Genomic DNA, 24,679 nt, shown 5'->3' on the forward strand with positions numbered 1-24,679 from the left:
TGTTCTGGTATTAATGTCAGCACTAATGCTGGTTCGAATGCCAGAACATCGCCTGATTTTCCCGATCAGCAAAAACAGCTCACCGGACGCTCACGCTGATGCAGTTCCAGGATCATGATCGTCTCCCTCAGCTTGATCACCAATATCCCCCTTCCGACCATCGGAAGGAGTATTGACGATGACGCGCCGCTGGTCTTCCGGGGCGCGCCCCGGAAAACCAGCGGACGCAGCACCTGGGGAAGATTCAAACGGCACTATTGGGGAGTATTGCTCCGGTACTGACACCGGGATCATCTTAACCCCAGCACGCAGTCGAGAATACGGCCAAGCGCTTCAGTATCGATGTCGCTATCCACGCGGACGCGCCGACCCCGACCAAGTTCGATCATTACATCGCTACGCCTCCGACGAGGATGGGATGTGGTGGGCGATTCCGGTTGAACAGGAGAGGCTGTCGATGCGGCTATGCGAACGGTGCTCGACACCGGGCATGATCTCTCGCTTTGCTGCGTCGTAGGATCGCAGTTTGTCGGTGATCATCACTCTCGGTCCTCGGCCCTGGCTCTTCAACAGCTTACGCATCAGGCGCTTGAGGCATGCATACGAAAGCCTCCTCGCAGCCATCAAGAATATTTGCAACAGAGCCTTCAGAACATGCCCCAGGTACTAGTTTATTCTTTTCATCAGGAGGTGGATCCTCGAAACCAACCCACCTTGCGTATAAAGTGACAAACGCAGCGTAATCGAACAGTAATAGCCGCTGGGAACTGGAATGGGATTGGACCACTCACAAACGCTTTCTCGAACCATGCTACCGTCGAAGCGTGTAAGTTGAAGTAAGCCAAGCGATACGTCCGACTCGTGCCTCGTATGGAGGAGAACCCATCTCTCCCGGCTATCTTTTAAGTGTTCTGCAAAGATGTCGTCCGCAACTCCAATCCTTTCCTTGCCTGGGTATTTTTGTAACATCTGCTGGAACGCGTAAGCTTCAGCCTCTACCCAGGGAACGACGGGAAACCCAAAATCTGGAAGACTACGGTCGGCCCGCCCGAGACCATGGAGCCTGTGAGCACCGTCTATGGCATTGTTAAACGGCTTAGGAGTAAGCACGCCTGTGACAAGTTTTTGACGGCTAGCGTTTACCAAATCGATATCATACCGCGTTTCATTCTTGTCCATCTCACAAGACACGTCTTCCCGAACGTAAACTGGCGACCGAAACCGAAAATCAACCGCAATGTCTTCATTTAACGAGGCCGCGAGGCGGGTAGTGACTTCAGATTTGACAAACAGTAAGGCGAGCCATCCGTGACAAAACTCGCGTGGGTACCCCATGCTCGTGGCAAGCTCTCTGTCAAAATGCACGGGGTTTCGATCTCCGGAATACTCAGCCCATTGATCAATCATTCGGGATGAAAATATCATGATATTACGCCCTCGCTACGATCTCTTTCCAAAGCAAATCGTGTAGTCTCGATATGACTCGAAATTTTCCGTCAATTTGATTGATCAGTTCCGCGCGGCCGGTGGCCTGAAATTTCAAAGCTAGAATCGAAAGCTCTCGCCAACTGCGCTCAGCCCGCTCCGCGAATTCAAGGGAGTTGCGATAGGGTGGTGAGCAAGCCAGAAAACCTTTTAGATACGTAAAGCTGGGAACCACAAATAGAACGTTAATGTGGTCGAAAAGCCGGCGCGCAGCTTGACGAGCATGAGCGTCATCAGACTTGAGAGCTCTGACGCAGAGCCTCCGGTACTTTTCAACGGCGCAAGCATGTTCAGGATCGGTGATGTTGGCATGAGCTTGCCGCAAGAGTTCTTGATCGACCTTAACCACCTTAGAGAAATCCGCGTTGTTGATTTGCAACGTGTACGCAGTGCCCATTTCTGGTGCTAGTTCATTTCCCTTTACAGTTTTTGTGAGGGCTTCGACGAGGTGTGTGGAGGGCAGAAATGCGCTGCCTTCCATCCGGAAGCGATCCATGACCAACGGGTCAAACAATTTAAACAGATTTGTTGTTTCATCGTAAGATTCAAGAACTATTGCGTGAATGTATGGATCTCTATTAAAATAAACATCAGAGTACGACATATATCGTGAGTTAACCCATACTATTAGAGGGTGTAACTTTAAACGTTGCATCACAAAGGCTAGAGCACTGTCAGATGAGGGAACGTATTCCTTTAGGAGGTCACCTCTCCAACTAGATATGGCGACCTCGCTCGTTCCTATCACGTTGAAGATGAATTCAGGATAACCATACTCGTCAAAATCGGATCGAAATTGGAAGCCCGTTCCACAGAGCATAAGTTCTTCTTCGGAAATCGGACGTTCATTGTTTCTGGCAATGTATGAGATACCACCCGTAAAGCAGTTAAGGGTTTCAGTGCGAACGAATTTGTTTAATGGCATCATATCAGCCCCCTTATCCAGTGGTTCCAATAGTGGATTTGGACATCACCTCCTCAAAGAGTTCGATAGCCTGGTTCCGGTGAGATACGCCGAAGTATGCTATCAGGCATGCTTCAACCGACTCTCCGTCTCGGAGCATGCGATCACCGTCGTTTTTGAACTGGAATACGGCATGTGCCCCGAGGTCACGACACATTGAGTGGGTTGCTTGGACGCCGTCTAACCGACCTGGTTTACTGACAGCAAAATCGACCTCCAAACCTACTCTCGCCAATGTCGGAACGAGCATTGACTCGGTGAATTTACGCCTGTTTACAGCGTCCAGGACTCCGTAGCTATTGATCCCCGAGGTTATCATCGCAAGCTGCTGCGTAGTCGTTCCTCCCCCGGAAAGACGAGCGGCGATCTCGAGCAGGTACATTCTTTGCGCATCTTTTCGGATTTCTAGGTGAAACGGCGAATTATCTAAACCGCACATTGCTAGAGCGCTGGCGGCGAAACGGGCCGCACTTTGCACATTCGGTTCGTGGAATGAGGCTGGATATGTAATATAAGCTTGCTCGTGGAACCTAGGCCCAACTAATTTCGGCCATTTCTCGTGAACCTGGATGCAGTAAATCTTGCCATCAACCACGAACCCATCTACGGCGTATTCGTCACCAGGGATGTACTTCTCTACTATGATTGCAGAAGATCCACGAGATATTTTCATTAGGCGCGCAGTCCGACGCGCGACATTCAGTCCCTCTGCTAACTCATCTTCCGAATTTATCCGTATCACGCCCGCGCTGTAAAACGCATTTGAGGGCTTCACGACGACTGGGTAACCAAACCGGTCCGCAATTCGTGATTTAATATCAAAAATACTCAAGTCGAGTGACACTTCAAAATAGGGAGCAATAATCTCACCAAACGGGAGCTTTTTGAAACGAGTTTTGTCTGACAGTATCTCCAGTAGCCGAAGATCACGATGTGGTAAGTCAGCAGCTGCTTTGATTGCATCGGCGATGACTTGAAGACCATCGTCGAAAGTGATTACGTCGGTGACGTTACCGTTCGTCGACTTTCTGATGTCGCGGAGAATTTCCGCTGCATCACCAACCTGAAATCTAGTTCTGTAGTAAAATTGAACATCTCGCTTCGTCCTATGTGAATCTTCGACGTAACAAGGAGAGTCCTTTTGGCGACCCAGCACGACTGTCACCATGCTAAAAACCCCCTGAGCTTCTTGCACAATTCCAAGATATGTATCGATAGGTTGATAGCTCGGTCTGCGCACCGAGCTTCATCCAGCCTTCTGAGTGCGCCGTAGTGAGATAGCGTGGCGGCCTTGAGTGGCTGTGCAGCATCCGATGACCGTAGGCCGTGTGAGGACCAAAATCGATAATCTGATAATGCCAAAAGCAGCGTGGAAGCGGCGCGATGAAGCTCGTTATGGTTTGCCGCCCGCAATGGCCCGCTGCATCGCTCTCCAAGCTCTTCAACAAAGGCAATATTTTGTAATGCTAGTTTGGATTTTCGCTCGAAGCGCTCACCTGCGCTAACAGACTCCAGTTGACCCTTGAAAGAAACCCAGTCAAATATCCTCAATTGGACTGGATAGCATTTAAGTCTGTTTTCGAGCGGTTTCCTTGATACCCTCGTTGTACTGAAGGCGGTCGAGTCCACTCCGAAGAGATCGGAATTACCCTGCTCGATGATGAAAGTATGGCCGGAATCGACTTCAGAGTGTTCTAGATGACACCATTCTCGGAGCGCGCTTTTGTCGATGTCCACCAATCGCCATGTTGCTTGGCAGTTGGTGAACAACGCTTCCCTTAGGGTCTCGTCCGTATAGACCGTCACGCTGTCCCAAAACTGATCGATATCAACGGCTCCAGAGAGCGTACGGATATATTGCCATCCCCTCGCCAATGTCCCCTGGCAAGGATCGTCATCGACACCAGCATAGAGGAGCCCGCCAAAGAGCAAATCTCCGATCGGATCATCCCGCTCTGAGCAAATCCGGAGTGAATTCAAGACACAGTTCACTGATGTCGGGCCATAAGGCGCATCAACTTGCCCAGACATCACGAGCTCATGACCATGCTCTGTAATCCCCTGACAAACGCTTCTTTCGACGTCAGATCTAATTCGAAAATTAGATCGTCGTTGAGCGAAACACCTACTTCGTCCTCGACGGCGACGAGAATGTTCATTAGATCAAGGGAATCTTCAATGATGTCAGAAAGGCCCGCCGACGATCCCAACTGTTTTTCAGATCGCAGCAGATCGAGCGCATTGTCCAGAGCAGTTTGAAGATGATCTGAATCGATTCTCATGACCGTTCCTCGTGTTGAGGCCAGACTTGAGGAAAACGGGTGCTTGTGATCGGCCCTCCCGCAACTAATGTTGGCTCTAGCATCATCTTGTGCACGCCAGCACGAGGATCATAGACGACGTCATCACCCGTATAACGAACGGCGTAACCGCGGCGGAGCTTGTCCAGCGATCGGTTTGCCCCCGCGTTGTGGACAGCATGGCTGTGGAAGAACAAGCAGTCACCAGCTTGCATCTCGAACATTCGAAATTGTGGTGTTTCAGAAAAGCCCAAGCTCCCGACTAACTTCTCAAGATCGCTATCTGAGTATTTACTCCCTTCTTTCTCAGCAAAAGTCGCCGGCTGGAGAGCAGCGTTCCAACGGTGCGAACCTAATGCGAATGTTAATGCTCCATTCTCTTCAGTCACATCATCTAGCGCCACCCAAGAGCTTACTATTTGATCGCCTTTTATCGGCCAGTACGGAAAATCATTATGCCAACTCGTTACATGACCCGAACCTGGCTCCTTCACAAAAAGATGGTCGAAAAACAAGTTTATCCGGGTCGAGTGCGTTAACTCGGAACATACGCGTGGAAGTTCGGATTTGAGGCAGAATTCCGAGCACACTTCGTCGGTGCGCCATATATCTTGTGACCCCACAAAGCGCCCTCTATCGGCACTCTTGAATGCGAAATGTTTTGATTTGGCTTCCGCCATCTCTCTATCAATAACTTCGCGCAACCTCTCTAACCAAGTGGAGGAAACTAACGATTTTGCGTGATATACGCCGTTGACCTCGTATTCGTTCGCTGCGTTTTCGGGCAATATGAACTGTTCACTTCGCAGATCCATGATATTACCTTTCATTTAATTAGTGTTAATTCGAAGCTCAGCGCGGCGCGGAGTTCGCGCCCAGAGGGTAAGTCGGGCTAGCAAAACGATCCCGACAAGCAGCTCGAACAGCGATAGCGAAATCCAAATGTAGACAACTGCGTTCTGTTCGTGGGGAAAGGTGGTCGAAATCCAAAACGCACTTGTAACGCTTAAGCCAAACATGACGAAGAGCCTCGTTCTGAGGACGAAAGAACTCAAGCCCACGGCTTGCAGTACACGAGCTGTCGGATACGATAATCCAAATGCAGCCGCGTATAGCCATAGTATTTGAGTGATTCCAATCGACATCGCCCAAACGTCTGCACCGTAGTTTCGAAGTGAAAAGGCATCCGAAACGTGCGTGGCTCCGACATAAAGTGAGACAGTTATTATTGCGCCATACAACCATGCGAGGCCAATCGACGCGAGAAGTGTTTGTTGAACGCCTTCACGGTCTCCGGCGGACGCTTTCTTCCCGGCAATCGCGTTTGCTCCGTCGCCCAGACCGATCATCGGTAAGACTGCTATCCAATTTAGGATGATATTGAAATTATTAGCGGCCAATGACGCCGCACCCAGTAGGCCTGTTGCCCACATTATTGCTGTATTGCCAGCCTCGTCGGACGCGTCCGTCAGCCCAACAAACACGCCGTTCTTGATCCTTGTCCGGATTTTCACCAGAGCAGCCACGGGGTACGTGAACGTGGTTTTCAATTCTTTCCGGTATGGCGCCGGTGCTTGCACAAAATATCCTACCGATATTAGCGCAGTACCGAGCAACGTCCCGATCCCACTTCCTATAATTCCCAGTTCTGGCAGGGGGCCGATACCGAAAATCAAAAGTATTGACGCTAAGACGGAGACTGTCTGCCCGACGAAGTTGGTCCTAAAAACAATTGAAGTTTTTCCCAAGGCTGTGAAGAGGCATGTCCAGGCCGTATTGAATATAACTATTGGAATATAGGCCCAAGCTACCAATAGATAACTTTGCTCTAAATTGACGACAGCTGTTGGCCGCCCGCTTACTGCTGTGGCAAAAATAATAACAGGAAAAAAGGCTGTCACAATGGCAGCTACAACACCCGCCATCGCAACAGTGTCGCCGAACCGTTTTTCGAAGACCGGCGCGCCACCCTCTGTTGAGGAAGAGGCTATGTACGCTTGCATGGAAAAGACGAAGCCAGTCCCGAATGTCAACATCGTCATTGATGTGAAAACAGACGGCCCAAAGGCCTCCAGGCTCTCTTTCGAGTGCAGCGTTAAACATATGCGGTCTACGATCATCGTGAGCGCGTAACCTGACATCGCCAACATAAGCGGGCCAGAGGTCACTATGACTTCGCGCAAGACATTTAACGAGTTCAGCGAACGGTTACCCATGCAACTTCCATTAGAAAATTGATTTTGGCGGCCCTGCAGTCTGTTCGAAAGAAGCAACTAGGAGTAGGCTTATCAACTCACAATTTTGTGAATAAGTGGTAGATTTTGCCAGATTGACTTCCAGAATTTATCTAGTCAGGGTTGGAAGCGGAGCTGAGTTAGCTATCTGGGAGGGTATTATCCTATGAATATCAACGCAGACACATCTTTTCTTCAATCAGAAATTAGTTCTGGAATTTGGTCGGCCGGCTACCGCCGTTTCTCCTTGAACGAAACGGTCAAGCAACTTGGGATAGAGAGGGCGCTAGATAGCTTAATTGATGCTTACCGCCAAATGCCACTTGACCCATACGATAAAGCTGGGACTCGATATCGGCGTTACGGACGGGGTATTTATACACCCTGGACCAAAACCATTTCCTGGATTCAGGAAATCGCTGACGCCGACGGTCGGCCTAAAGCACCTTACTACCAGGCCTCGCATAATCCGGAACATGTAGGCCAGTACAGGTATTTCCACGCAATTCCAGACGAGGTATTACGGAATCCAGTCCTGCAACTTTGCGCCTGGTCCGCCGTAACTCAGACTGAATGGTTTAACGAAGACGCTCGGTATCCGATCTCGGTTGGGATACATATGGTGGCGCAGATTGTGTCCACTGAAAGACCGAGGGCAGATGTCTCTCCAGCGGTCATGCATCAAGATGGGGAAGCATTTGACTTCGTCATACTCGTAGCCCGCGAAAACATCGAGGGCGGCGAAAGTTTTATCGGCAAAGTGGAAGATAGCGGTAAGCGGCCGGAAGAGTTAGGGCCGGAGGCGACTGAGCGGTTCACTCTTAGCGAGCCACTTGCCGGCTTTGGCGTCAAGGACGAGGCCGTCTCGCATGGCGTGTCGCCTGTCTTGCTCGCGCCGGGAAATCAAACCGGCTTCAGATATACGCTACTGGTGGATACCACACCAATGCGTGAAGCGCTGCGGTGACCGATGCGAATTTTAGTGATTGGGGCCTCCAGCGGTCTGGGAGAGCAGATATCCAAAGCAGCGTTAGAAAGGGAACATTCGGTAGTGGGGACTTTTAACTCCAATGGAGGCGATTCACTTCTGCATCTCGACGTCACTAACGAAGCGAGCGTTGAGAAAGGAGTCAAAACAGCATTGGAGCGATTGGGAGGAATTGATGCCTTAGTGTATTGCAGTGCCATAGATCGCCCAAAGCTTACCGGCCAAGCCGACATGGAGGATTGGAAAATCGTTTTGGACGTTAACTTGTTGGGGGCAGTTCGCGTTACTAAGGCTATTCTTCCTCATTACATAAGGCAAGGCTTCGGGATATTCCAATATATCTCATCAGGTCTCGCTTCGAGAAGCAATTTCGGCACGGCATCATACGCGGCTTCGAAGGCTGGCCTTAATGCCTTCGCACGAGGCGTTTCGAAGGAGTATGCGAGTAAAGGCATACGATCATACACCGTCATGCCAGGTTTTATTGACTGCGGCTTCATCAACTACCTTTCCCCAGTTCAAAGAAGCCGCGTTGAGACAATGATTGACTGCAAACGGATCGCGAATCCGGCGGAGATCGCCGGCTTTTGCCTGGGAGTACTCGAGAATTCTTCTTACCTGTCTGCAACAGATTTGGAAATCCACGGCGGACTTATGTGAAAGGGAAATCGAACAATGTCTGACGACATCAATACCATTGTCCACAATATTCTGAAACGGGTGGGCGAACTCGATGAGTCGAGGGAGATCCGTCCATCTGATGATATAGGTGAGGATCTCGGTATAGACTCATTAGCCCGTATCGACGTGATAGTGGGGATTGAGCGCCATTATGGTATCGTTTTCAATGAAGCAGACATGGTCGACGTGACGACCGTGAGCGATTTGCTCAGCGTCACTGAGGAGACAGTCAACGGCTCAAGACCGTGAACGACTGGTGTTGAGATGTATCGTGTGGCTTTGCGCGACCTGCGTGTATTGGAACCAGATCGGTTCCAATGCTTCAAAAATGAATTGAGGTCTGGGCGGGGCTCACCTCTGCCCGCCAAAGGAGATGGGTTGCGGGATGACTTTACCCGAAAGTGTCTCTGCTTAGCTGCAGAAGCAAACATAGATGTTCGAGATCGTATTATCGTTTCAATAACTGCTGGAAATATTGATGCTATTTCGGCCTTTGAGCAGAGTTGCATAGATCCGCAAGGAGGCGGTCCCTCCGCTCAACACTTCGCTGTGGCTACTACGAGCACTGCCGCGACTACGCTGAACATCTTAAAAGGTGCTCAGGGTGGAAACATAACCATTGATGGACTTGAAAAAGGGCTTCTATTTTCCCTAGTAGCTGCCGCGCAATTCGCTAGCGCAAGCAATGCATGCGCACACGTTTTTTGGGAGTTGAGAGACGAGCTCTGCGGCGGCGTCGCCTATCTTCGGCTGGAACCCAGCGAGATTATGGATCTGGAGTTTCAATTCGATGGTGCTTCGTCCCCGCCGCAATCCTTCCCTGTTGAAGCGGAGTTGCAATCTTTACGTAGTCTTGCCTCTGGCGAAGTAAGTCAGATGGTCTACCGCATCAACGGTGCCGAACTTAAAACTCGGACAATAAGGGAGATTCCACGTTGACAGTGTTCGTTTCAGGCGTGGGCGTGGTTACCCCTTTCGGTTTGGGCACGGAGGCTCTTCTCGATGGATTGTTCAATAAGCGTAATTGCTTCCGACTTCACAAAGGATGCTATCGCACTTCGAAATACGAAGCGTTTTGCGGTAGGATTTCTACAGAAGTCATCGGGGAGCTAGCCGAGGAACTTGAAAGGCTAGGCGCGACAAGAGCTGGAGACGATATTTCTAGCATGTACTTGCGGTACGCAGCGCTCCAAGCGATGTCAGATGCGGGGCTAACTAGTTCTGCAGACGCAGGCAGGGCCGCCATCATCATAGGAAACTTAGAGCCACATCTTCGTCCCTTCTGTTGGGAGAGACGAGAAGAGACCGGCCAAAGAAATAGATATGATCTTCAGTCCGCCTCAAATTACGGCCGTGCATTGGCGTCCGTCGGCCCGTTTCCTCTTGAAGTTATTACGGTTCATAACACTTGCGCTTCCGGAAATGCAGCCCTCGAGATCGGGCTTGGCCTTATTCGCGACGGCTTGTTCGACACAGTCCTAGTCGCCGCGACCGACGCGTTTTCAGAGCGCATTTTTGCGGGGTTCGAGACGTTAGGTGTTCTCGGTGATGAGCCCTGCCGGCCTTTTTCCAAACGCCGTAAATATATAACAATATCTGAGGGTGCCGCTGTTCTTGTGTTGCAAAGTAAGGCTAAGCGGATCCCGTACGCCGAGCTTCTTACTGTTTTCAGTTCGAATGATGCTTCGCACCCTACGAACCCGTCGCCGCAAGGCATCGCTAATTGTATGGCGCGGGCGGTTGAGTTGGCGGGGTTGAAGTCGTCACAGATTGGCTTTTTATTCGCGCATGGAACGGGAAGCCGTGCGAATGACGCGGCAGAAGCAGCGTATTTCGCTCAAGCGTATGCTGAGACGGACATTGCGGCAATCAAGGGATTAACCGGTCATCTTATGGGGGTTGCGGGAGCGCTAGGCAATGTTGTTTCAGCCCTGTCCGCCAGATTGCGAAAACTACCTCCCAACGCCATTAGCGAAGAGGAACTGGAGTACCCAATTAAGCTTTCCCCCGATCCGGTCATCGCGCAAGCTGGGGAGCTCTTCATTCAAAACAACGCATTTGGTTTCGGGGGCACCAACTCAGTGTCCATTTTCAAAGCGACTTAGGGCCAGAGAATGCTGATTTGTGGGCCGCAGGTTCAATATACCACCACAACTTTGTTTTCGGCGGTTCGCGAGCAGTGCGATAGGGCTCCGAATGCGGTGGCTATCGTGGATGCAGCCGGACACCTTTCATATAAGGAATTGCTCGGCCACGTACTTGCTGCCCGGGACCTCTTAAAAGAGGAGGGAGTTGCGCCAGGCGAGCCTGTGATTTTGCAATCTACGAGGACGCGCTCATCGTTGGTGGTGCTTCTGGCAATATTTTCGGTCGGGGCTATCGCCGTCCCAGTTAGTCCTTTCGAGGCGCAGAATCGCGTTCAGCATGTTGCTCGCCAAGTGCAAGCACGTTGGCATGTATCTTTCAAATCAAAAGTTGCTCATGACGCAGAGGACCAAGCCTCAATCGTCTTGCAGTCCTTAGCGCAAGAACCACCGAGTGAAATGAAATTTTATGACCGATCCGGCGTCGCCTACATACTATTCACATCCGGAAGCTCAGGCGTACCGAAGGGCGTGCCGATCACTCACGAAGCACTATCTCATTATGGAAAAGCGCTCAGCAAGCTCTATTTGATGGCTGCAGACGATAGGGTCTTAGCTTATGCCCTGCCTTCATTTGACGTGTCGTTTCAGGAACTGAGTTTGGCATTCATGAATGGCGGAGCCCTCGTTCTTCCAAGCGAACGACAACGTAAGGACCCTGCCGAACTCGCTAAGCTTATGGACCTGACTGGGGTAACTGTATGCGAACTACCACAATCAATCTTTTTCAGAGTGGGTGAGCATCTGAACAAAAAATTGCGTCTCATCAGTTTTGGAGGAGAGCCAATTTCGCGACGGGCTATCAATATAGGGATCGGCCATTCGCAACTCGTGTTCAACGGATATGGGCCTACCGAAGCGACGATTGCCGCTACTCAGAAGATGTTTGTTGAAGAAATCGAGGAAGCTCCATCTTTAGGGAAGCCGATAGATAATCACTGCATTGGTATCTTTGATGCCCAAGGAAACCTAGCAGAGGCCAATGCTACTGGAGAGATTGGGATTAGTGGGCCTGGTGTTTTTGACGGCTATATAGGAGGGGATGAGGCGAGATTCGTACTCGCGCCCGTGGGCGGTACAACCCAGCGCTTTTATCTCACCGGTGATTTTGGCCGCATTTCCGATGGTGAAGTAGTTTTTCTTGGACGGAGAGACGGGCAGGTAAAGATCGATGGTCACCGAATAGAGTTGGGTGAAATTGAGTCCGTACTACAAACACATCCTGACGTAGAGCGGGCCGTGGTAACGGCTGCGGCGAGTAGCAGCAGGATGCAACTTAAAGCTACTCTTCAAACAGGAGCGAGTGCGCCCATTGATGGATATTGGGACTTTATGAGGAAACGTCTGCCTTGGAATATGATTCCTCGTGAAGTGAATTACGTGTCGAATATTGGACTTAATCCCAACGGAAAGACAGTTAAACGGAGTAGTGGAATGGCTAAACCTGAAGAAAAATTGTTGGCAGAACCCGGTTTCGAGGATCTTCAACAGCGAGCAGAGCATGTCATTCCCTTAGGCGTAAGTTCCCCGCTACGAGCGTGTAAAAACGTTCACAGTAATCCCCTTTTTGTAGAAAAAGCTCAGGGTGAACTCCTCTATTGCACCGATGGCCAGACATATAGAGACTTTCTCTATGGTTTTGGTCCCGTAATCCTAGGTCACTCACATCCAAGCGTCGTGCGAGCGATCCGTTCGACGTCCGAAAATGTCCAAGTAACCGCAACCGGATCAGCCATAGAGCTTGAGCTTGCAGAACGCCTGTGCGCCAGCGCTTCTCATCTTGAGCAGGTACGATTTGTTAATAGCGGCACGGAAGCGGTTATGTCGGCCGTGAGATTAGCTAAGGCGTTTACTGGTAGGACCTCTGTGGTTCGAATGAGGGGCGGGTACCATGGTCACGCCGACTCTGTGCAGGACGCTGTGCAAGAAGAAGCTCTCAGAAGAGGGATCGATCCGCGAGCTCAGGACACCAACATACTTGTTGACGTGAATGATATTTCCCAGATCCGCGCTGTAGCAGCTGAGCATGGAACTAAAATTGCTTGCATCCTGATCGAGCCGATCATGTGCAACGCGACTATCTTGAAGCCTTCCTCTGAATACCTTCACGGCCTTCGACAAATATGCGACGAGATTGGGGCGCTGCTGGTTTATGATGAAGTGATTACAGGTTTCCGTTTCAATTATGGGCCGGTGAACCACATTCCCGAGGTCAAGCCCGACCTGACTATATTTGGAAAGATAATTGGCGGCGGCCTTCCTGTGGGCGCTTACGGAGGTGGGCGAGAGATCATGAAGCTTCTAACGACGCAGCAGGTATACCAAGGAGGAACCTTTTCAGGTAATCCTGTGGTGATGTCTGCTGGCTTAGCCGTCTTGAATGAGCTGGAAACAGGGACCGTCTATGCGGAGATAGCGCAGAAGGCATCGTACTTCTGGAACGGTCTGGTAGGCGAGTTAGGTGAAAAGAAAGCAGCGGAGTCGGTTTGTCTGCATGGCGGTGTCTTTAGCTTCAAACTCACCGGAACTGAAGACGACATCCGTTCTGAGCACGATCTGAACACGCAGGACAGGTCACTGTATACAACGATATATCAGAAGGCCCGGAAGAAGCATATCCATCTGGCGCCTGACATTGTGGAGTGCAACTACCTCACTCCTGCAACTTCAGAAAAAGCGATGTCAGATTTGATTGAGGTGATAGGTGAGTCAGTCAAACGGTAGCGATAGAGATGCTAAAGCCAATGGAACGAGACGGCTTGCTGTCGTAAACTTTGCGAGAACGAATCATCCGCTTGCTGCGGAAGAGATGCGGCCGTTTCTGATATTGACACAGGCAGTATATAGACAGGCAGATGAAGCGCCTGGATGTCTAGGTGTGGCGCATCCAGTAGATCGCAACGAACACCTATCGTTCTTTGAGCGAGATTGGGGAAGGTGGGGAGCGTTCACTGCGCCCGAATACTACGCTGGTGGGGTAACCATTGAGACAGTGCAGGAAGCCTCAGCGCTTTCATGCTGGATTGATCTCAGCAGCCTCTACAGTTTTGTCTATTCGGGAATGCACCTCCGCGGCCTTGCAAACCGCCGGAATTATTTTCAGGAAATGGAAGAGCCCGGCTATGCAATGTGGTGGACGCTTGAACAGCCGACTTGGGAAGAAGGCGCGTCGCGATTAGAGAAATTATGGCGGTCCGGTATCTCGCCGGAGGCATTCACGTTCAAAAATCCATATGATGAGTTCGGCGCACCGCTCCAGCTTAGTGACATCCGCTTAGATTCCAGAAAAACGGACGGTCGTAAATGACCAGGATCATTACATCAAAAACTGCGGTTAGGGCTAAGAGAATCATCGGAGCCAGCATAAGGCAAGTGTATCCGAGTTACTTTCGATATTTAATAGATAAGGGCGCGGCAGGCCCAGACTATACGTGGTGGAGCAGCTGCGTGGAAGAATACATACGTCATTTGGCGACAGTTAGACCAGTCACCTTGGAGGCTCTTCACAAGGACAGATGGCGCAGGGCAACTGATACCGCGATTGTGGCAGCTGGAGGTGCCGACCTCACGAGATACCGCAGGGAGTACCTGCCGGTGTTTAACAGAGTTTATCGTGAGTGTGAGGAATTTATTCGTCATTGCAGTCCATCGCATATTTGCGAGATCGGCACTGGCGATGGATACCTCCTCGCAAAACTCTCTAAATCGTTTCCGGAGATCGACTTGACCGGGATCGATATATCCGAACACCGAGTAAGGCTGGCACAGAGGCGAGTCCCTGGACTTCATTTCCAACTTCGATCAGGTCAGGATTGGGTGGAACAAGACGCTTCTGAAAATGGTTGTGTTATTGTGAACGGCGGGGTTTTTGAGTATTTTTCGCCGGAAAGTTTGCGAAAGTTATTTTCCTCAATTCGAGCTCGCTTTGATCGCTTCTACATTGCGATAATGTTGGAACCACTCTATTTCGAGATTGATGCTTTGCCCTCGTCAGAAGGGGTGGCGGGAGGTTCTGAATTTTCGTGGTCGCACAACTACGCCGCCGTATTGGAGGAAGAAGGGTTCTTAGTACAGAGCGTTCGGATCGATGACTTTTCGGACCTCTATGGTTTCAAAACCGCAACTGTATACGCCAAGCTGTGAAAATGCCGGAGTCGAACATAAAAATAGAGTTTGCTAATAGCGATGATGTTAACGCGTTATCAGCTCTCTCCATAGGCGTCTGGTTACATACTTATGCTACTAGGGGCGTAGTAAAATCATACGCTGATTTTGTTTTAACAGAATTTGCGCCTGAGAAATTTCTTCAGCACCTGCAAGATGCAAATCAGATAGTCTTAAAATGCGAGCTGGAGGGGAACCTACTCGGTTACTTGCGTGCCCACATGGACACTAAATGTCCTGGTAGCCCGAGTGTGAAGTGCGAAGTAACAACCTTATACGTTCAGGAACGGTACCAGAATTCAGGTATTGGAACGCGTCTGTTGGAGCGCCTAGATCAAAACCTGCGTGGTATTGGAATTGATACGTATTGGTTGTCGGTGAACGCGCAGAACGCCCGGGCAATTTTGTTTTACCAGAAACGTAATTTTAAAAGGATAGGCTCGATTTACTTTCCTCTTGACGGTTCACAGCACGAAAACTTCGTGATGCTAAAGCTAAGCCAGAAGGTATCCGGACCTATTTCATACCGAAGGATGAGGGAGTTTCGTCGGGTCTAAGCAGGGGATCACGACGTGAAGTAGAGGTCGGAACAAGATTTGCTAAAAATCGTACGCTAAGATCGAACTGACAGTGAGCCTCGAATGGCGCGCAGGAGTCCTTTCGATATCCCACAACGATTGGCTCGCGATATCGAAAGCTTCTATTTTCCTCGGTCTTGCATCCAGGGGTCGGTTCCGGCTGGGGGGGCGAAATGACACTCTCTCATGAGCGATTTAGGTTTTCCGGACGCAGTTAATCTACCCCGCCTGCGCAAGGTGGGTCAATTGATGTAGCCTGTGTGGTCTGCCCCCTGAAAAGTGATCCTTCATGAAGTATGGCTTATGAGCCTCAGAAGGACAGTAAGCGGCACGGGTTCTCGTATCATCCGGAATGAGGGTCTTAAGAGGCGTTGACCTTTAGGTCGGCCGTCACCTCAAGGACGGTCAACTTTTGTGTATGCCCGTCGCGACCGTTCCACTCGATCTGCTGCCCGGGAGAAAGACCAAGAAGAGCAGCTCCAATCGGGGTCAGCACGCTGACCATTGAGCGTTCGATGTCGGCGAGGCCGGGGTAACAAAGAGTAACCGTCCTTCTGGCTCCGCCTTCCGTCATGTAGGATACCGTCGACCCGACCGCCACTGCGTCTGCGGGGAACTGGTCATCCTCTACGACATCAGCACGCTCAAGTTCGATAAGCAACTTCTCGGCATCGTCGAGGTCGCGCCCCGGTGCCGCCAGTGCAAGAGCGGTCAGACGAGCGTGGTCAGTCTGCCGGACGATGATGGACGGCTTTGTGTAATCAGTGGTGTTCATTTCATATGCCTCGTACCGCGGCCGAATAGCTGCGTTTTAAAAAGACTGCTTGTGGAGGGTGAGGTCGCGCAATCCCGCAGGATCAAAGCCCGGGTTCAGACGCGCGACAGCAGTCTACGTCCCGGGCTAGTATCCTTCGACGGGATACTCTCGGCAGAGGCGAAATTTATGTGAATTGCCAATTTTCAACATGGTGCCCTAATCATGGCATGCCTGAGGGGGAAGTCAAGAAGCGCTCCGTGAGACGCTGCCCGGCGCTTTTGATCTCGGCAAGTGCCCTTGACTTCATGGCACCTTCCATAAATGCTAGGTTGATGTTGAACGAGAGCAAAAGACGCGCAGTGAGCGCTTTCAGGGTCTGCCCCATCGCAGGATCGTAACCGGGTCCAGCCACTGTCGCCTGCCGGATCCAGAGTGGCTACGTCAACACGTTCGCCTTACCATCTGCGGCAAGTCTCTCTTCAAACAAGTCAACGCCCTTCCTCTAGCGATGGGGTTGTTGCGCAGGTCACAATAAACATGTCTTCACTCAGCCAAACCATGCCCATAATCGGAGCAACAGACTTTCACACACTTAGCCGCCTGACGCTCGTGGCCCTGACCAATGATTTCGACGTCGGCCCCGACTTGAGTGAGAAGCTGGAAAACTCCTGGGTCTTGGCAGACGAACAGGTCTCGCTCGACACGGTCTGCCTAGGATCAACTGTCTCGTATGATGTAGAGGGGCAGCAACGCCAGGTTACCCTTGTTCTCCCGAATGAAGTGCTGGCAGACGCGGGCCGCTTGTCTGTATTGACGCCTGTTGGCGTGGCGCTCTTGGGCCTTAAGCCCGGGCAGCGCGGGGAGTGGAATTCTCGCGATGGACACAGAAATCAATTGACTGTCGTCCGGGTCGGCCGTGCCGGTTTACGACGAGCAGCCGCGGAAGCCTTCAGCCACCTCTGAACGCGATGATATCGACGCAAGAAAGGTCTGCAGGACCGGATGTCTGCGCTTGCTTGCGCACGTTCCTCCGCCCTTTGAACGCACCAACAACATCTGTTTCGTATGGTGCTTCAGATGTTTGGCCAACAAAAGTGGACCAAGGCTTCCCTTATCGCGGCAGCACAAGCTGTCCGGAGCAATCATGGAAAAAGACACACATTTTACTGGAATGCGGGGGCGGGCAGGTTTTGCGCAGGGACTTGGCTGGATGGCGCTGAGCATGGCGTCCTTCATAAGCATGGCTGTCGGGTCTCGCGAGCTCGCATCGACCTTGTCGATCAGACAGGTGCTGTTTTTCCGGGCTCTCGTCGGTCTCGGCGTAATTTTGCTGGTGGGACGGTCACTCCTGCCGCAGATCCTTCAGAAGAAACTGTTTCCAAGGCATCTCGCCCGAAACGTCGTTCACTTCACCGCCCAGTATTTCTGGACCATTGGCGTGGTCTCTCTCCCACTGGCCTCGGTCTTTGCACTCGAATTTACGATGCCGATCTGGGTCGCATTTTTCGCCTGGCTTTTTCTCAAGGAGCAGCTAACCGGGCCTCGGCTTCTCGCAACCCTTGGCGGTTTCATCGGTGTTCTGGTGATAGTGCGTCCAGGATTCGGCGTCATTGATCCGGCTGCTGGTTTAGTGCTGCTGGCGGCCGCCGGCTATGGGCTTTCCTTAATTCTCGTCAAGCAGCTCACGAAAGAATGCTCACCAGCAATCATCGTGGTCTGGATGATCCTCATTCAACTGCCGCTGGGACTGCTGGCCGCGTTGACGGACTGGAGGGACGTTAGCCTGTCCGATATTCCGTGGATGATGGTTGCCGGCGTTGGTGCCTTGAGTGCGCATTACTGCCAGGCACAGGCGCTTAAGCGCCTCGATGCATCTGTCATCATGCCTATCGACTTTTTGCGTGTACCCATGGCTGCGGTCGTCGGGTTCTACGCTTACGGAGAAGGCGTAGACGCCTGGGTCGTCATCGGCGGATGCATAATCCTGCTGTCGAACTTCCAGGCGATGATGTCCGAGCGAGTGAGGTCAAAGAACCCCGATGTCTGACGAGCCAAGGCAGTCACCCTCGCCGGCAGTGATCAGGCTGCCTTGCCCATGCCGATCTTCCTTAAGCTATTAAAAAAACGGAGTATTTGATGGTTCACGTCGACGAAAAACTCGAACCCATTCTCAATGAAGTCTTGCGCCGAAACGCAGGAGAGTTCGAGTTCCACCAGGCCGTGCGCGAAGTCCTGGAGAGCCTTGGAAGAGTCATTGCTAAACATCCGCGTTATGCGGAAAACGCCCTTATCGAGCGGATTTGTGAACCGGAGAGGCAGATCATCTTTCGTGTGCCTTGGGTGGATGACAACGGTCAGGTCCAAATCAATCGCGGATTCCGCGTGCAGTTCAACTCTGCTTTGGGTCCCTATAAGGGCGGCATTCGGTTTCATCCCTCGGTCAACGTCGGTATCATCAAGTTCCTCGGATTCGAGCAGACGTTCAAGAACGCCTTGACCGGTATGCCCATCGGTGGAGGGAAGGGCGGATCCGACTTCAATCCGCGCGGACGATCTGATGGCGAAATTATGCGCTTTTGTCAGTCGTTCATGACTGAGCTTCATAGACATATTGGCGAATACACCGATGTTCCCGCTGGCGACATCGGTGTCGGCGGTCGTGAGATTGGCTATATGTTTGGCCAGTACAAGAGGCTCACCAATCGATTTGAGGCGGGAGTCCTGACCGGGAAAGCCCTGTTCTATGGCGGTTCGCGCGCTCGCAAAGAAGCGACAGGTTATGGGGCGAGCTACTTTGTGCGCAGGATGCTGGCCTCCAAGGGAATGGACTTTTCAGAAAAGCGTGTGTCGGTTTCTGGTTCGGGCAACGTTGCAATTTATACAATGGAAAAAGTAAGCGAGTTCGGCGGGAAGATTGTCGCTTGCTCCGATTCAAACGGTTATGTCGTTGATGAAAACGGGATTGATTTCGCCTTGGTCAAGGAGATCAAGGAGGTCCGCCGAGGACGCATCTCGGAATACGTGAAGCTCAAGGGGTCGGACGCTTGCTTTGTAGAGGGAGGATCAATCTGGGATGTCCCCTGTGACGTGGCTATGCCCTGTGCAACGCAGAACGAACTGACTGGTAAAGACGCAAAGACGCTCGTCAGAAACAACGTCATCGCGGTGGGAGAAGGTGCAAATATGCCGTCGACTCCCGAGGCTGTAAGGTTGTTTCAGGCGGCAGGCGTCATGTTCGCGCCTGGCAAGGCCGCTAATGCAGGAGGGGTCGCCACGTCTGCTTTGGAAATGCAACAGAACGCTTCCCGTGACAGCTGGACGTTTGAGCAAACGGAGGCGCGCCTCGCAGACATCATGAGTGCGATCCATGATGTCTGCGCGGAAACAGCCGAGGAATATGGCGCGCCGGGGGATTACGTCCTTGGTGCAAACATCGCCGGATTTGTTCGGGTCGCGGAAGCTATGGACGCGTTAGGGGTCATCTAGGCGATCACGAGCGGCGGCCCAGCTCGACTCATGCTGTCCGGGAGGAACGCATCGGTGATGATTATTGGACCTCAAGCCAGACCGGAGCCGCTGCGCCTCAAAGCAGGAGCGCCACCCGATCGCACGCGTGCGATCGGGTCGTTCGCCAAGTCAGTCGCTCCACTGGTCTTTGTTCTCTTTGTTGAGAACAGGGTGTTTTTCAGAGGTTACCACCTTGTTTCCTGCCCTGCTTGCCAAGACCAATTTTGGTCTTGATCATGCTACTCTGGCTGACGTAGCCGCTATCCTATGTGGGGACGAGGCCTGCCTTGCACCGATTGCTAACGCGGCTAACGAGACGACAGGCGAGCCACGGTGGATTGCTCTTGCTTTAATACATGCACTCTGGCGAAAGGCTGGAGTCGCCCCTCAGGTGATTTCCTCCGTCCTAAAAGCCTGGCCGGAGATAGTGGCATCGCTCGAAGCGGTTATGTGTTTCCGGGCGAATGCGGCCGCCGAAGAGAGCGATCCATTCATGTTCTATCAACCTGTCGCCGTCCACTCGATCCCCGTTGCTGGTCTCGATGAGTACATTGATCTGGTTGAGAACCGCTTCATTATTTGGAGGCGTCCCAGCATCGATCGGAAATCTCTGGGAAAAGCATTGATCGCTGGACGCAGGTCGGACAACGATGCCGCTTATCTTGCCGCCTTAAGATCGCTACAAGCTCGACCGACATACCAGAGCACCGGGCTTGGCTTTACCGATGGAAGCACGTTCTTCTACAACGAGTGGGGGCGCAACCTAGCTGAGCAGGCGCTCGAATCGTCAGTGCTGTGCAACGACCGGTCAGGTCTGTTGTTAGATAACAGCTACGTCTGCAAAACCTCCATCAATGTCTCGATCGCCGTCCGCGCGTTCAAGCGAAAAGCTCTGGGTCTGACAGTAAGGCCATAAAGTGACGCAGAACTTGTTGCCGCTGAGTGGATGTCACAAGGTTCGTTCACGTACGATTTGGCGCGAATGGTCCGACATCATTCCTATCGTGCGGCAAAAGGTCACCTTGCAGGCAACGCGATCCTTGCCCAGATAAGCATCATGAAAACGACCATGAAATCCCTATTTTTCAGGCTTATTGATCAGGCACGTTCCCTAACCCGGAGCTGGCAGCACTGAACCTTTAACGCCGCCATAGACCCAGCCGCTCCGGGAACCACGCAATTGAAAGTGCGGTTCGTTATGCGTCGCTCGCGCGACGTAGCCATGGAGCGTTTTAATGTCCCACCCTCGCCCCCTTCCAGTCTGTCCTGCCTGCAACCGTCAACTGCCGGGTGCCGCCGCCCGGTGCCCTTGGTGTGAAACCTCCGTTCCACTGAGAGCCGCACGCAAGCCTCATAGTTGCAAGCGCAACGAGTTCCGGCTGCCCTTTCGCTGGCTTGCGGAGACCGCGGGACAATGACACGCGCTACGACAGCAAGCCGGATCGTCTCGTCACCTGATGACAGAGGTCAGTTGCAGCAGGTCGGAGTACTTCCCTGGCGGATCGGGCGCGACGGCGAGCGCAAGGTGCTGCTTGTCACGGACCGTGAGCGCGTGCGCTGGATCGTGCCCAATGGTCCGCTCGTGAAAGCGCGTCCGCCCCTCGTCATGGCCTCGCGACATGCGTTTAAGGTGGCAGGAATTATTGGCGACATGTCCCCGGCTCCGGTAATGACATACAGATATATCAAGACCCTCAACGATAAGCCTCAGCTTGTCTGCTGTGTCACGATATTCGGTATGAACGTGCGTGGCACTTTGACCCACTGGCGCGAAAAAGCGCACCGAAAAAGACGATGGTTTTCTCCACAATCGGCGGCGGACAGGCTGGGTGATATCGCGCTTGCCGATTTTGTACGGAAGCTCGATGCCGAGCCGGGGTGCTGGCATGCCCGCCGTCACTCTGGCCGCCTGATCCTGGGGTTGACCGAGCGGCAAGGTTCTGGTGTCTGACATGCCGACGATGGAGCTAACGGGTTTCGCGCTCACCATGCGTTATATCTTTCCTATCCGAAGGGTTAGTGCCGGACGCTGATTGCCTGGCGCCAATAGTTGCGACCGCGACATTGGCGTCAGGTTTCTCGCAACCCGACACGAAAACTGCGGAGCAAACCTGGCCGCCTGTGCCATGGCATCGCCCGCATTCGGAAAGAAGCAGTCATGACTTTCAGATATATTCACACCCTTCCTATCAGCGGCCCCAACAAGTTGCCTCGTTTCAGGCGGTGGGCTGCCGAAAATATTCCCGGCATTGCCGTCTCTCTGCCGCCCCAGGTACCGGTTAAGAGCGAAGCTCTAACGGTGCGATTGAGATCGGTCGAGGATCGCAACACGCTGATCGCGAAACTGGAGGGCGTCAGCCTCTAGTGATCTCGTGCCCCGCGGCGTACGGCTGATCCGGATCGAGCTGGTGGTGTTCTTTGCCGCGCGGTTCTTGTCGGTCGGGCTATGCCTTACGCCGCGCGGGCGTCGACTTTGGATAAGAACCGAAAGGCGCATTGACCGGCGAAGAGTGCCGAGGCCTCGCTCGCCCAGGGGCATCGAGGTATCTCCACAGATCCAGTCCCACAATCGTGATGACCCGGCGGTCAACAGCGCAGGTGGGACTGGATACTCAACCTTGCGCAAGTGGCAGGCTGCCATCGCCAAACAGCGCGATGGCAAACGTGGTTATACCCGTGCGCGAGCCATGCCAGCCAAATTGCGGTCACAAGGTCCGATCGGCCTTACCCAACACCTGTCGCAGCCCATCGATACTGAAAGGCTTGGATAATTGCTGCGCATCGGAAATGCCCGAGGCTGTCTTGGCGTTGTCGTCACCGCTTGCGAAAACGATCCGCACGTTTGGCCAGCGTTCCCTTACGTGCCTTGCAAGTTCGATCCCGGACATGCCGGGCAGACCGACATCTGTCAGCAACATGTCGATCCTGTTGGTCTCAAGGACGCTGAGGGCATCTTCCGCTGAGTTAGCCTCGTGCACCGTGTGACCAAGCTCCTCTACCATGTCGACCGTCGACATCAGGATAAGCGGCTCATCCTCAACGATAAGGACATGCGGTTTTGCGGACACCGTTGGGCGGCTATCACGCGGCTCCTGCTCGGGTGCAGGCGTGGGCTCCTGGCGCTCCATCCGTTGCAAGGCAATCCTGTGTTGCTGCGCGTTGTTCAGGACGTGGCGGACTTTGCGGGCCAGTGCCTCGCGCGTGTAGGGTTTGGATAGCAACTCGACACCAGCGTCCAACCGGCCGCCGTGGACGATCGAATTTTCGGTGTAGCCTGAGGTAAATAACACGGCCATGCCAGGGAACTGAGCCTTGGCCTTCCTCGCAAGATCTGTGCTGCGCAGCGGGCCCGGCATCACGACGTCCGTGAACAGCAGGTCGATCTGAACGCCACTGCTGACGACGGCGAATGCGGACTGTGCGTCTCTCGCTTGGAGGACGCGGTAACCAAGGTCCGTCAGCAGCGCCACCGATGTTTCTCTAACGCCGTCATCGTCTTCCACCACGAGAACAGTTTCAGTGCCACCCGTCACCGCAATGGCCTCTGGATCACTCAGGCTGTCTTCGACCTGCACCGTGCGCGGCATATAGAGTTTCATGGTCGTCCCATGCCCGACCTCGCTGTAGATTTTGAGGTGGCCGCCGGACTGCTTAAGAAAGCCGTAAACCATCGACAAACCGAGGCCGCTTCCCTTCCCGTCCGTTTTCGTGCTGAAGAACGGTTCCAGGACATGTTCGATGATATCTGGCGATATTCCTGACCCCGTATCGGTCACTGCAACGAGTACATATTGTCCGGGACGGACATCGTCGTGCGAACGGGCGTAATTGTCGTCGAGAACCGCATTTCCGGTCTCGATTGTCAATCGTCCGCGGCCTTCCATCGCGTCCCTCGAATTGATTGCCAGGTTAAGGATGGCGTTCTCCAGCTGACTCGGATCGATCAGCGTATTCCATAACCCGCCGGAGACAACGGTTTCGAGTTCTATCTCTTCGCCCAGTGCCCGGCGCAGCATATCGTCCATATTCTGGATGAGTTTTCGAACATTGACGACTTTGGGCTCGAGCGGCTGACGGCGGCCGAAGGCCAAAAGCTGCGATGCCAGCTTTGCGCCGCGGGCAACGCCGGCCAAGGCATTTTGCAGGCGTTGTTCTGCCCGCCTGTTGCCGTCGATATCTTTGGAGAGAAGCTGCAGGTTGCCGCTCACGACCTGGAGAAGATTGTTGAAGTCATGCGCCACGCCACCTGTGAGGTTACCCAGCGCTTCCATCTTTTGCGCCTGCCTCAACGCGATCTGTGCGGTTTCGCGCTCGACAGTTTCTTTCTCTAGCTTCAGAAGCGCAGTTCTCAGTTCAATAGTGCGCTGCTCGACTTTTTCCTCAAGGGTGTGGTGAATAGCCCCGAGTTTCGTAGACACCCTCAGGTTAGGGTTTCTGCTGCTTTTCGAACTCGACGGGCGACAGCATCCCGTTTCTGACATGTTTGCGCTTCGGGTTGTAGAACATCTCGATGTAGTCGAACACGTCCTGCCTAGCTTCGTCTCTTGAGCGATAGACCTTTCGGCGTATCCGCTCCCGCTTCAACAGATTGAAGAAACTCTCAGCCACGGCATTGTCGTGGCAGTTGCCCCGTCGGCTCATCGAGTGAACCAGATTGTGATGCTTCAGGAACGATGCCCAGTCCATACTGGTGAATTGCGATCCCTGATCCGAATGCACCAGAACCTTTTCCTTTGGCTTTCGCCTCCAGACAGCCATCAGCAACGCCTGTAGCACGACATCCGTTGTCTGACGGCTCTGCATCGACCAGCCGATGACACGGCGGGAATAGAGATCGATGACGACAGCGAGATAGGCGAATCCTTCGTTGGTCCGGA

Annotated in this window: 24 protein-coding genes and 2 pseudogenes; 15 read left to right on the forward strand and 11 right to left on the reverse strand. The window is 52.7% G+C overall.

The genetic code is table 11. The features are described from left to right. Positions 1-444: 444 nt before the first annotated feature. From FB593_RS26335 to FB593_RS26370, 8 genes and pseudogenes are all read right to left on the reverse strand, one after another. Positions 445-660 (reverse strand): annotated as a pseudogene (locus FB593_RS26335) (IS6 family transposase); the annotation flags it as partial. 6 nt (positions 661-666) lie between these two features. Continuing rightward, positions 667-1,425 carry a MaoC family dehydratase gene (locus FB593_RS28105; protein ID WP_145167475.1) on the reverse strand — a complete coding sequence of 253 codons (759 nt, stop codon included), beginning with the start codon at positions 1,423-1,425 and terminating at the stop codon, positions 667-669. A gap of 4 nt (positions 1,426-1,429) precedes the next feature. Continuing rightward, positions 1,430-2,413: a hypothetical protein gene (locus FB593_RS26345; protein WP_145167477.1), complete on the reverse strand. Its 984-nt coding sequence runs from the start codon at positions 2,411-2,413 to the stop codon at positions 1,430-1,432. Positions 2,414-2,423: 10 nt separating this feature from the next. Continuing rightward, on the reverse strand, positions 2,424-3,617 hold the full coding sequence (locus FB593_RS26350; protein WP_145167479.1) for an ATP-grasp domain-containing protein: 1,194 nt from the start codon (positions 3,615-3,617) through the stop codon (positions 2,424-2,426). Then, positions 3,611-4,480 carry a hypothetical protein gene (locus FB593_RS26355; protein WP_145167481.1) on the reverse strand — a complete coding sequence of 290 codons (870 nt, stop codon included), beginning with the start codon at positions 4,478-4,480 and terminating at the stop codon, positions 3,611-3,613. Before FB593_RS26355 ends, FB593_RS26350 begins: the two co-directional genes overlap by 7 nt. Further along, positions 4,480-4,731, reverse strand: coding sequence for a hypothetical protein (locus tag FB593_RS26360; RefSeq protein ID WP_145167483.1), 252 nt, complete (start codon positions 4,729-4,731; stop codon positions 4,480-4,482). The genes FB593_RS26355 and FB593_RS26360 overlap by 1 nt, the downstream gene beginning before the upstream one ends. Continuing rightward, complete coding sequence (locus FB593_RS26365; protein WP_186447998.1) at positions 4,728-5,564, reverse strand: phytanoyl-CoA dioxygenase family protein; 837 nt, start codon at positions 5,562-5,564, stop codon at positions 4,728-4,730. The genes FB593_RS26360 and FB593_RS26365 overlap by 4 nt, the downstream gene beginning before the upstream one ends. Before the next feature lie 15 nt (positions 5,565-5,579). Beyond that, positions 5,580-6,965 (reverse strand): MATE family efflux transporter, encoded by a 1,386-nt coding sequence (locus FB593_RS26370; protein WP_145167487.1) that lies wholly within the window; start codon positions 6,963-6,965, stop codon positions 5,580-5,582. Positions 6,966-7,149: 184 nt separating this feature from the next. On the opposite strand from FB593_RS26370, the gene FB593_RS26375 reads away from it, so the two are divergent. From FB593_RS26375 to FB593_RS28110, 9 genes are all read left to right on the forward strand, one after another. Beyond that, positions 7,150-7,950: a 2OG-Fe dioxygenase family protein gene (locus tag FB593_RS26375; protein WP_145167489.1), complete on the forward strand. Its 801-nt coding sequence runs from the start codon at positions 7,150-7,152 to the stop codon at positions 7,948-7,950. Positions 7,951-7,953: 3 nt separating this feature from the next. Further along, on the forward strand, positions 7,954-8,631 hold the full coding sequence (locus FB593_RS26380) for an SDR family NAD(P)-dependent oxidoreductase (protein WP_145167491.1): 678 nt from the start codon (positions 7,954-7,956) through the stop codon (positions 8,629-8,631). 15 nt (positions 8,632-8,646) lie between these two features. Next, positions 8,647-8,901, forward strand: coding sequence for an acyl carrier protein (locus FB593_RS26385; RefSeq protein WP_145167493.1), 255 nt, complete (start codon positions 8,647-8,649; stop codon positions 8,899-8,901). 129 nt (positions 8,902-9,030) lie between these two features. Continuing rightward, a complete protein-coding gene (locus tag FB593_RS26390; RefSeq protein ID WP_210246054.1) occupies positions 9,031-9,591 on the forward strand; it encodes a hypothetical protein in 561 nt (186 codons plus the stop codon). Positions 9,592-9,593: 2 nt separating this feature from the next. Then, entirely contained in the window at positions 9,594-10,757 is a 1,164-nt protein-coding gene (locus tag FB593_RS26395; RefSeq protein WP_321186344.1) for a beta-ketoacyl synthase N-terminal-like domain-containing protein, read from the forward strand. A 9-nt stretch (positions 10,758-10,766) separates the two neighbouring features. Continuing rightward, positions 10,767-13,520 (forward strand): glutamate-1-semialdehyde 2,1-aminomutase, encoded by a 2,754-nt coding sequence (locus FB593_RS26400; RefSeq protein ID WP_145167499.1) that lies wholly within the window; start codon positions 10,767-10,769, stop codon positions 13,518-13,520. Continuing rightward, positions 13,501-14,103: a DUF3291 domain-containing protein gene (locus tag FB593_RS26405; protein ID WP_145167501.1), complete on the forward strand. Its 603-nt coding sequence runs from the start codon at positions 13,501-13,503 to the stop codon at positions 14,101-14,103. Before FB593_RS26400 ends, FB593_RS26405 begins: the two co-directional genes overlap by 20 nt. A 140-nt stretch (positions 14,104-14,243) precedes the next feature. Further along, on the forward strand, positions 14,244-14,939 hold the full coding sequence (locus tag FB593_RS26410) for a class I SAM-dependent methyltransferase (protein ID WP_186448000.1): 696 nt from the start codon (positions 14,244-14,246) through the stop codon (positions 14,937-14,939). A gap of 2 nt (positions 14,940-14,941) precedes the next feature. Next, entirely contained in the window at positions 14,942-15,517 is a 576-nt protein-coding gene (locus FB593_RS28110) for a GNAT family N-acetyltransferase (RefSeq protein ID WP_145167505.1), read from the forward strand. A gap of 382 nt (positions 15,518-15,899) precedes the next feature. On the opposite strand, the gene rnk is transcribed toward FB593_RS28110, so the two are convergent. After that, positions 15,900-16,313 (reverse strand): nucleoside diphosphate kinase regulator, encoded by a 414-nt coding sequence (rnk, locus tag FB593_RS26420; protein ID WP_145167507.1) that lies wholly within the window; start codon positions 16,311-16,313, stop codon positions 15,900-15,902. Between the two features lie 519 nt (positions 16,314-16,832). On the opposite strand from rnk, the gene FB593_RS26425 reads away from it, so the two are divergent. The 6 genes from FB593_RS26425 to FB593_RS26455 all read left to right on the forward strand — a co-directional run bounded on the left by FB593_RS26425 (position 16,833) and on the right by FB593_RS26455 (position 22,167). Continuing rightward, positions 16,833-17,258 carry a GreA/GreB family elongation factor gene (locus FB593_RS26425; RefSeq protein WP_026330856.1) on the forward strand — a complete coding sequence of 142 codons (426 nt, stop codon included), beginning with the start codon at positions 16,833-16,835 and terminating at the stop codon, positions 17,256-17,258. Between the two features lie 181 nt (positions 17,259-17,439). Further along, positions 17,440-18,342, forward strand: coding sequence for a DMT family transporter (locus FB593_RS26430; protein WP_236735657.1), 903 nt, complete (start codon positions 17,440-17,442; stop codon positions 18,340-18,342). Between the two features lie 89 nt (positions 18,343-18,431). Then, on the forward strand, positions 18,432-19,781 hold the full coding sequence (gdhA, locus tag FB593_RS26435) for an NADP-specific glutamate dehydrogenase (protein ID WP_111790839.1): 1,350 nt from the start codon (positions 18,432-18,434) through the stop codon (positions 19,779-19,781). A 412-nt stretch (positions 19,782-20,193) separates the two neighbouring features. Continuing rightward, positions 20,194-20,718, forward strand: coding sequence for a hypothetical protein (locus tag FB593_RS26440; RefSeq protein ID WP_321186343.1), 525 nt, complete (start codon positions 20,194-20,196; stop codon positions 20,716-20,718). 498 nt (positions 20,719-21,216) lie between these two features. After that, positions 21,217-21,753 carry an NUDIX hydrolase gene (locus FB593_RS26450; protein WP_145167509.1) on the forward strand — a complete coding sequence of 179 codons (537 nt, stop codon included), beginning with the start codon at positions 21,217-21,219 and terminating at the stop codon, positions 21,751-21,753. Positions 21,754-21,960: 207 nt separating this feature from the next. Then, on the forward strand, positions 21,961-22,167 hold the full coding sequence (locus tag FB593_RS26455; RefSeq protein ID WP_025591490.1) for a hypothetical protein: 207 nt from the start codon (positions 21,961-21,963) through the stop codon (positions 22,165-22,167). Between the two features lie 340 nt (positions 22,168-22,507). Here the strand turns inward: FB593_RS26455 and FB593_RS26460 are convergent. Both FB593_RS26460 and FB593_RS26465 read right to left on the reverse strand, forming a co-directional pair. Next, a pseudogene (locus FB593_RS26460) lies at positions 22,508-24,199 on the reverse strand (response regulator); the annotation flags it as partial. Between the two features lie 28 nt (positions 24,200-24,227). Further along, on the reverse strand, positions 24,228-24,679 hold a 452-nt coding region (locus FB593_RS26465), incomplete at its 5' end, for an IS3 family transposase (RefSeq protein WP_145167510.1).

It is taken from the genome of Rhizobium sp. SJZ105 (assembly GCF_007828365.1).
Classification (GTDB): domain Bacteria; phylum Pseudomonadota; class Alphaproteobacteria; order Rhizobiales; family Rhizobiaceae; genus Agrobacterium; species Agrobacterium tumefaciens.

Bases quoted from the DNA above. Each gene is read 5' to 3' on its own strand.
- rnk (WP_145167507.1), bottom strand. From the start codon at position 16,313: ATGAACACCACTGATTACACAAAGCCGTCCATCATCGTCCGGCAGACT.
- FB593_RS26400 (WP_145167499.1), top strand. From the start codon at position 10,767: ATGCTGATTTGTGGGCCGCAGGTTCAATATACCACCACAACTTTGTTT.
- FB593_RS26385 (WP_145167493.1), top strand. From the start codon at position 8,647: ATGTCTGACGACATCAATACCATTGTCCACAATATTCTGAAACGGGTG.
- FB593_RS26375 (WP_145167489.1), top strand. From the start codon at position 7,150: ATGAATATCAACGCAGACACATCTTTTCTTCAATCAGAAATTAGTTCT.
- FB593_RS28110 (WP_145167505.1), top strand. From the start codon at position 14,942: ATGCCGGAGTCGAACATAAAAATAGAGTTTGCTAATAGCGATGATGTT.
- FB593_RS26370 (WP_145167487.1), bottom strand. From the start codon at position 6,965: ATGGGTAACCGTTCGCTGAACTCGTTAAATGTCTTGCGCGAAGTCATA.
- FB593_RS26455 (WP_025591490.1), top strand. From the start codon at position 21,961: ATGACTTTCAGATATATTCACACCCTTCCTATCAGCGGCCCCAACAAG.
- FB593_RS26430 (WP_236735657.1), top strand. From the start codon at position 17,440: ATGGAAAAAGACACACATTTTACTGGAATGCGGGGGCGGGCAGGTTTT.
- gdhA (WP_111790839.1), top strand. From the start codon at position 18,432: ATGGTTCACGTCGACGAAAAACTCGAACCCATTCTCAATGAAGTCTTG.
- FB593_RS26355 (WP_145167481.1), bottom strand. From the start codon at position 4,480: ATGTCTGGGCAAGTTGATGCGCCTTATGGCCCGACATCAGTGAACTGT.
- FB593_RS26380 (WP_145167491.1), top strand. From the start codon at position 7,954: ATGCGAATTTTAGTGATTGGGGCCTCCAGCGGTCTGGGAGAGCAGATA.
- FB593_RS26365 (WP_186447998.1), bottom strand. From the start codon at position 5,564: ATGGATCTGCGAAGTGAACAGTTCATATTGCCCGAAAACGCAGCGAAC.
- FB593_RS26345 (WP_145167477.1), bottom strand. From the start codon at position 2,413: ATGATGCCATTAAACAAATTCGTTCGCACTGAAACCCTTAACTGCTTT.
- FB593_RS26425 (WP_026330856.1), top strand. From the start codon at position 16,833: ATGTCTTCACTCAGCCAAACCATGCCCATAATCGGAGCAACAGACTTT.
- FB593_RS26350 (WP_145167479.1), bottom strand. From the start codon at position 3,617: ATGGTGACAGTCGTGCTGGGTCGCCAAAAGGACTCTCCTTGTTACGTC.
- FB593_RS28105 (WP_145167475.1), bottom strand. From the start codon at position 1,425: ATGATATTTTCATCCCGAATGATTGATCAATGGGCTGAGTATTCCGGA.
- FB593_RS26450 (WP_145167509.1), top strand. From the start codon at position 21,217: ATGACACGCGCTACGACAGCAAGCCGGATCGTCTCGTCACCTGATGAC.
- FB593_RS26360 (WP_145167483.1), bottom strand. From the start codon at position 4,731: ATGAGAATCGATTCAGATCATCTTCAAACTGCTCTGGACAATGCGCTC.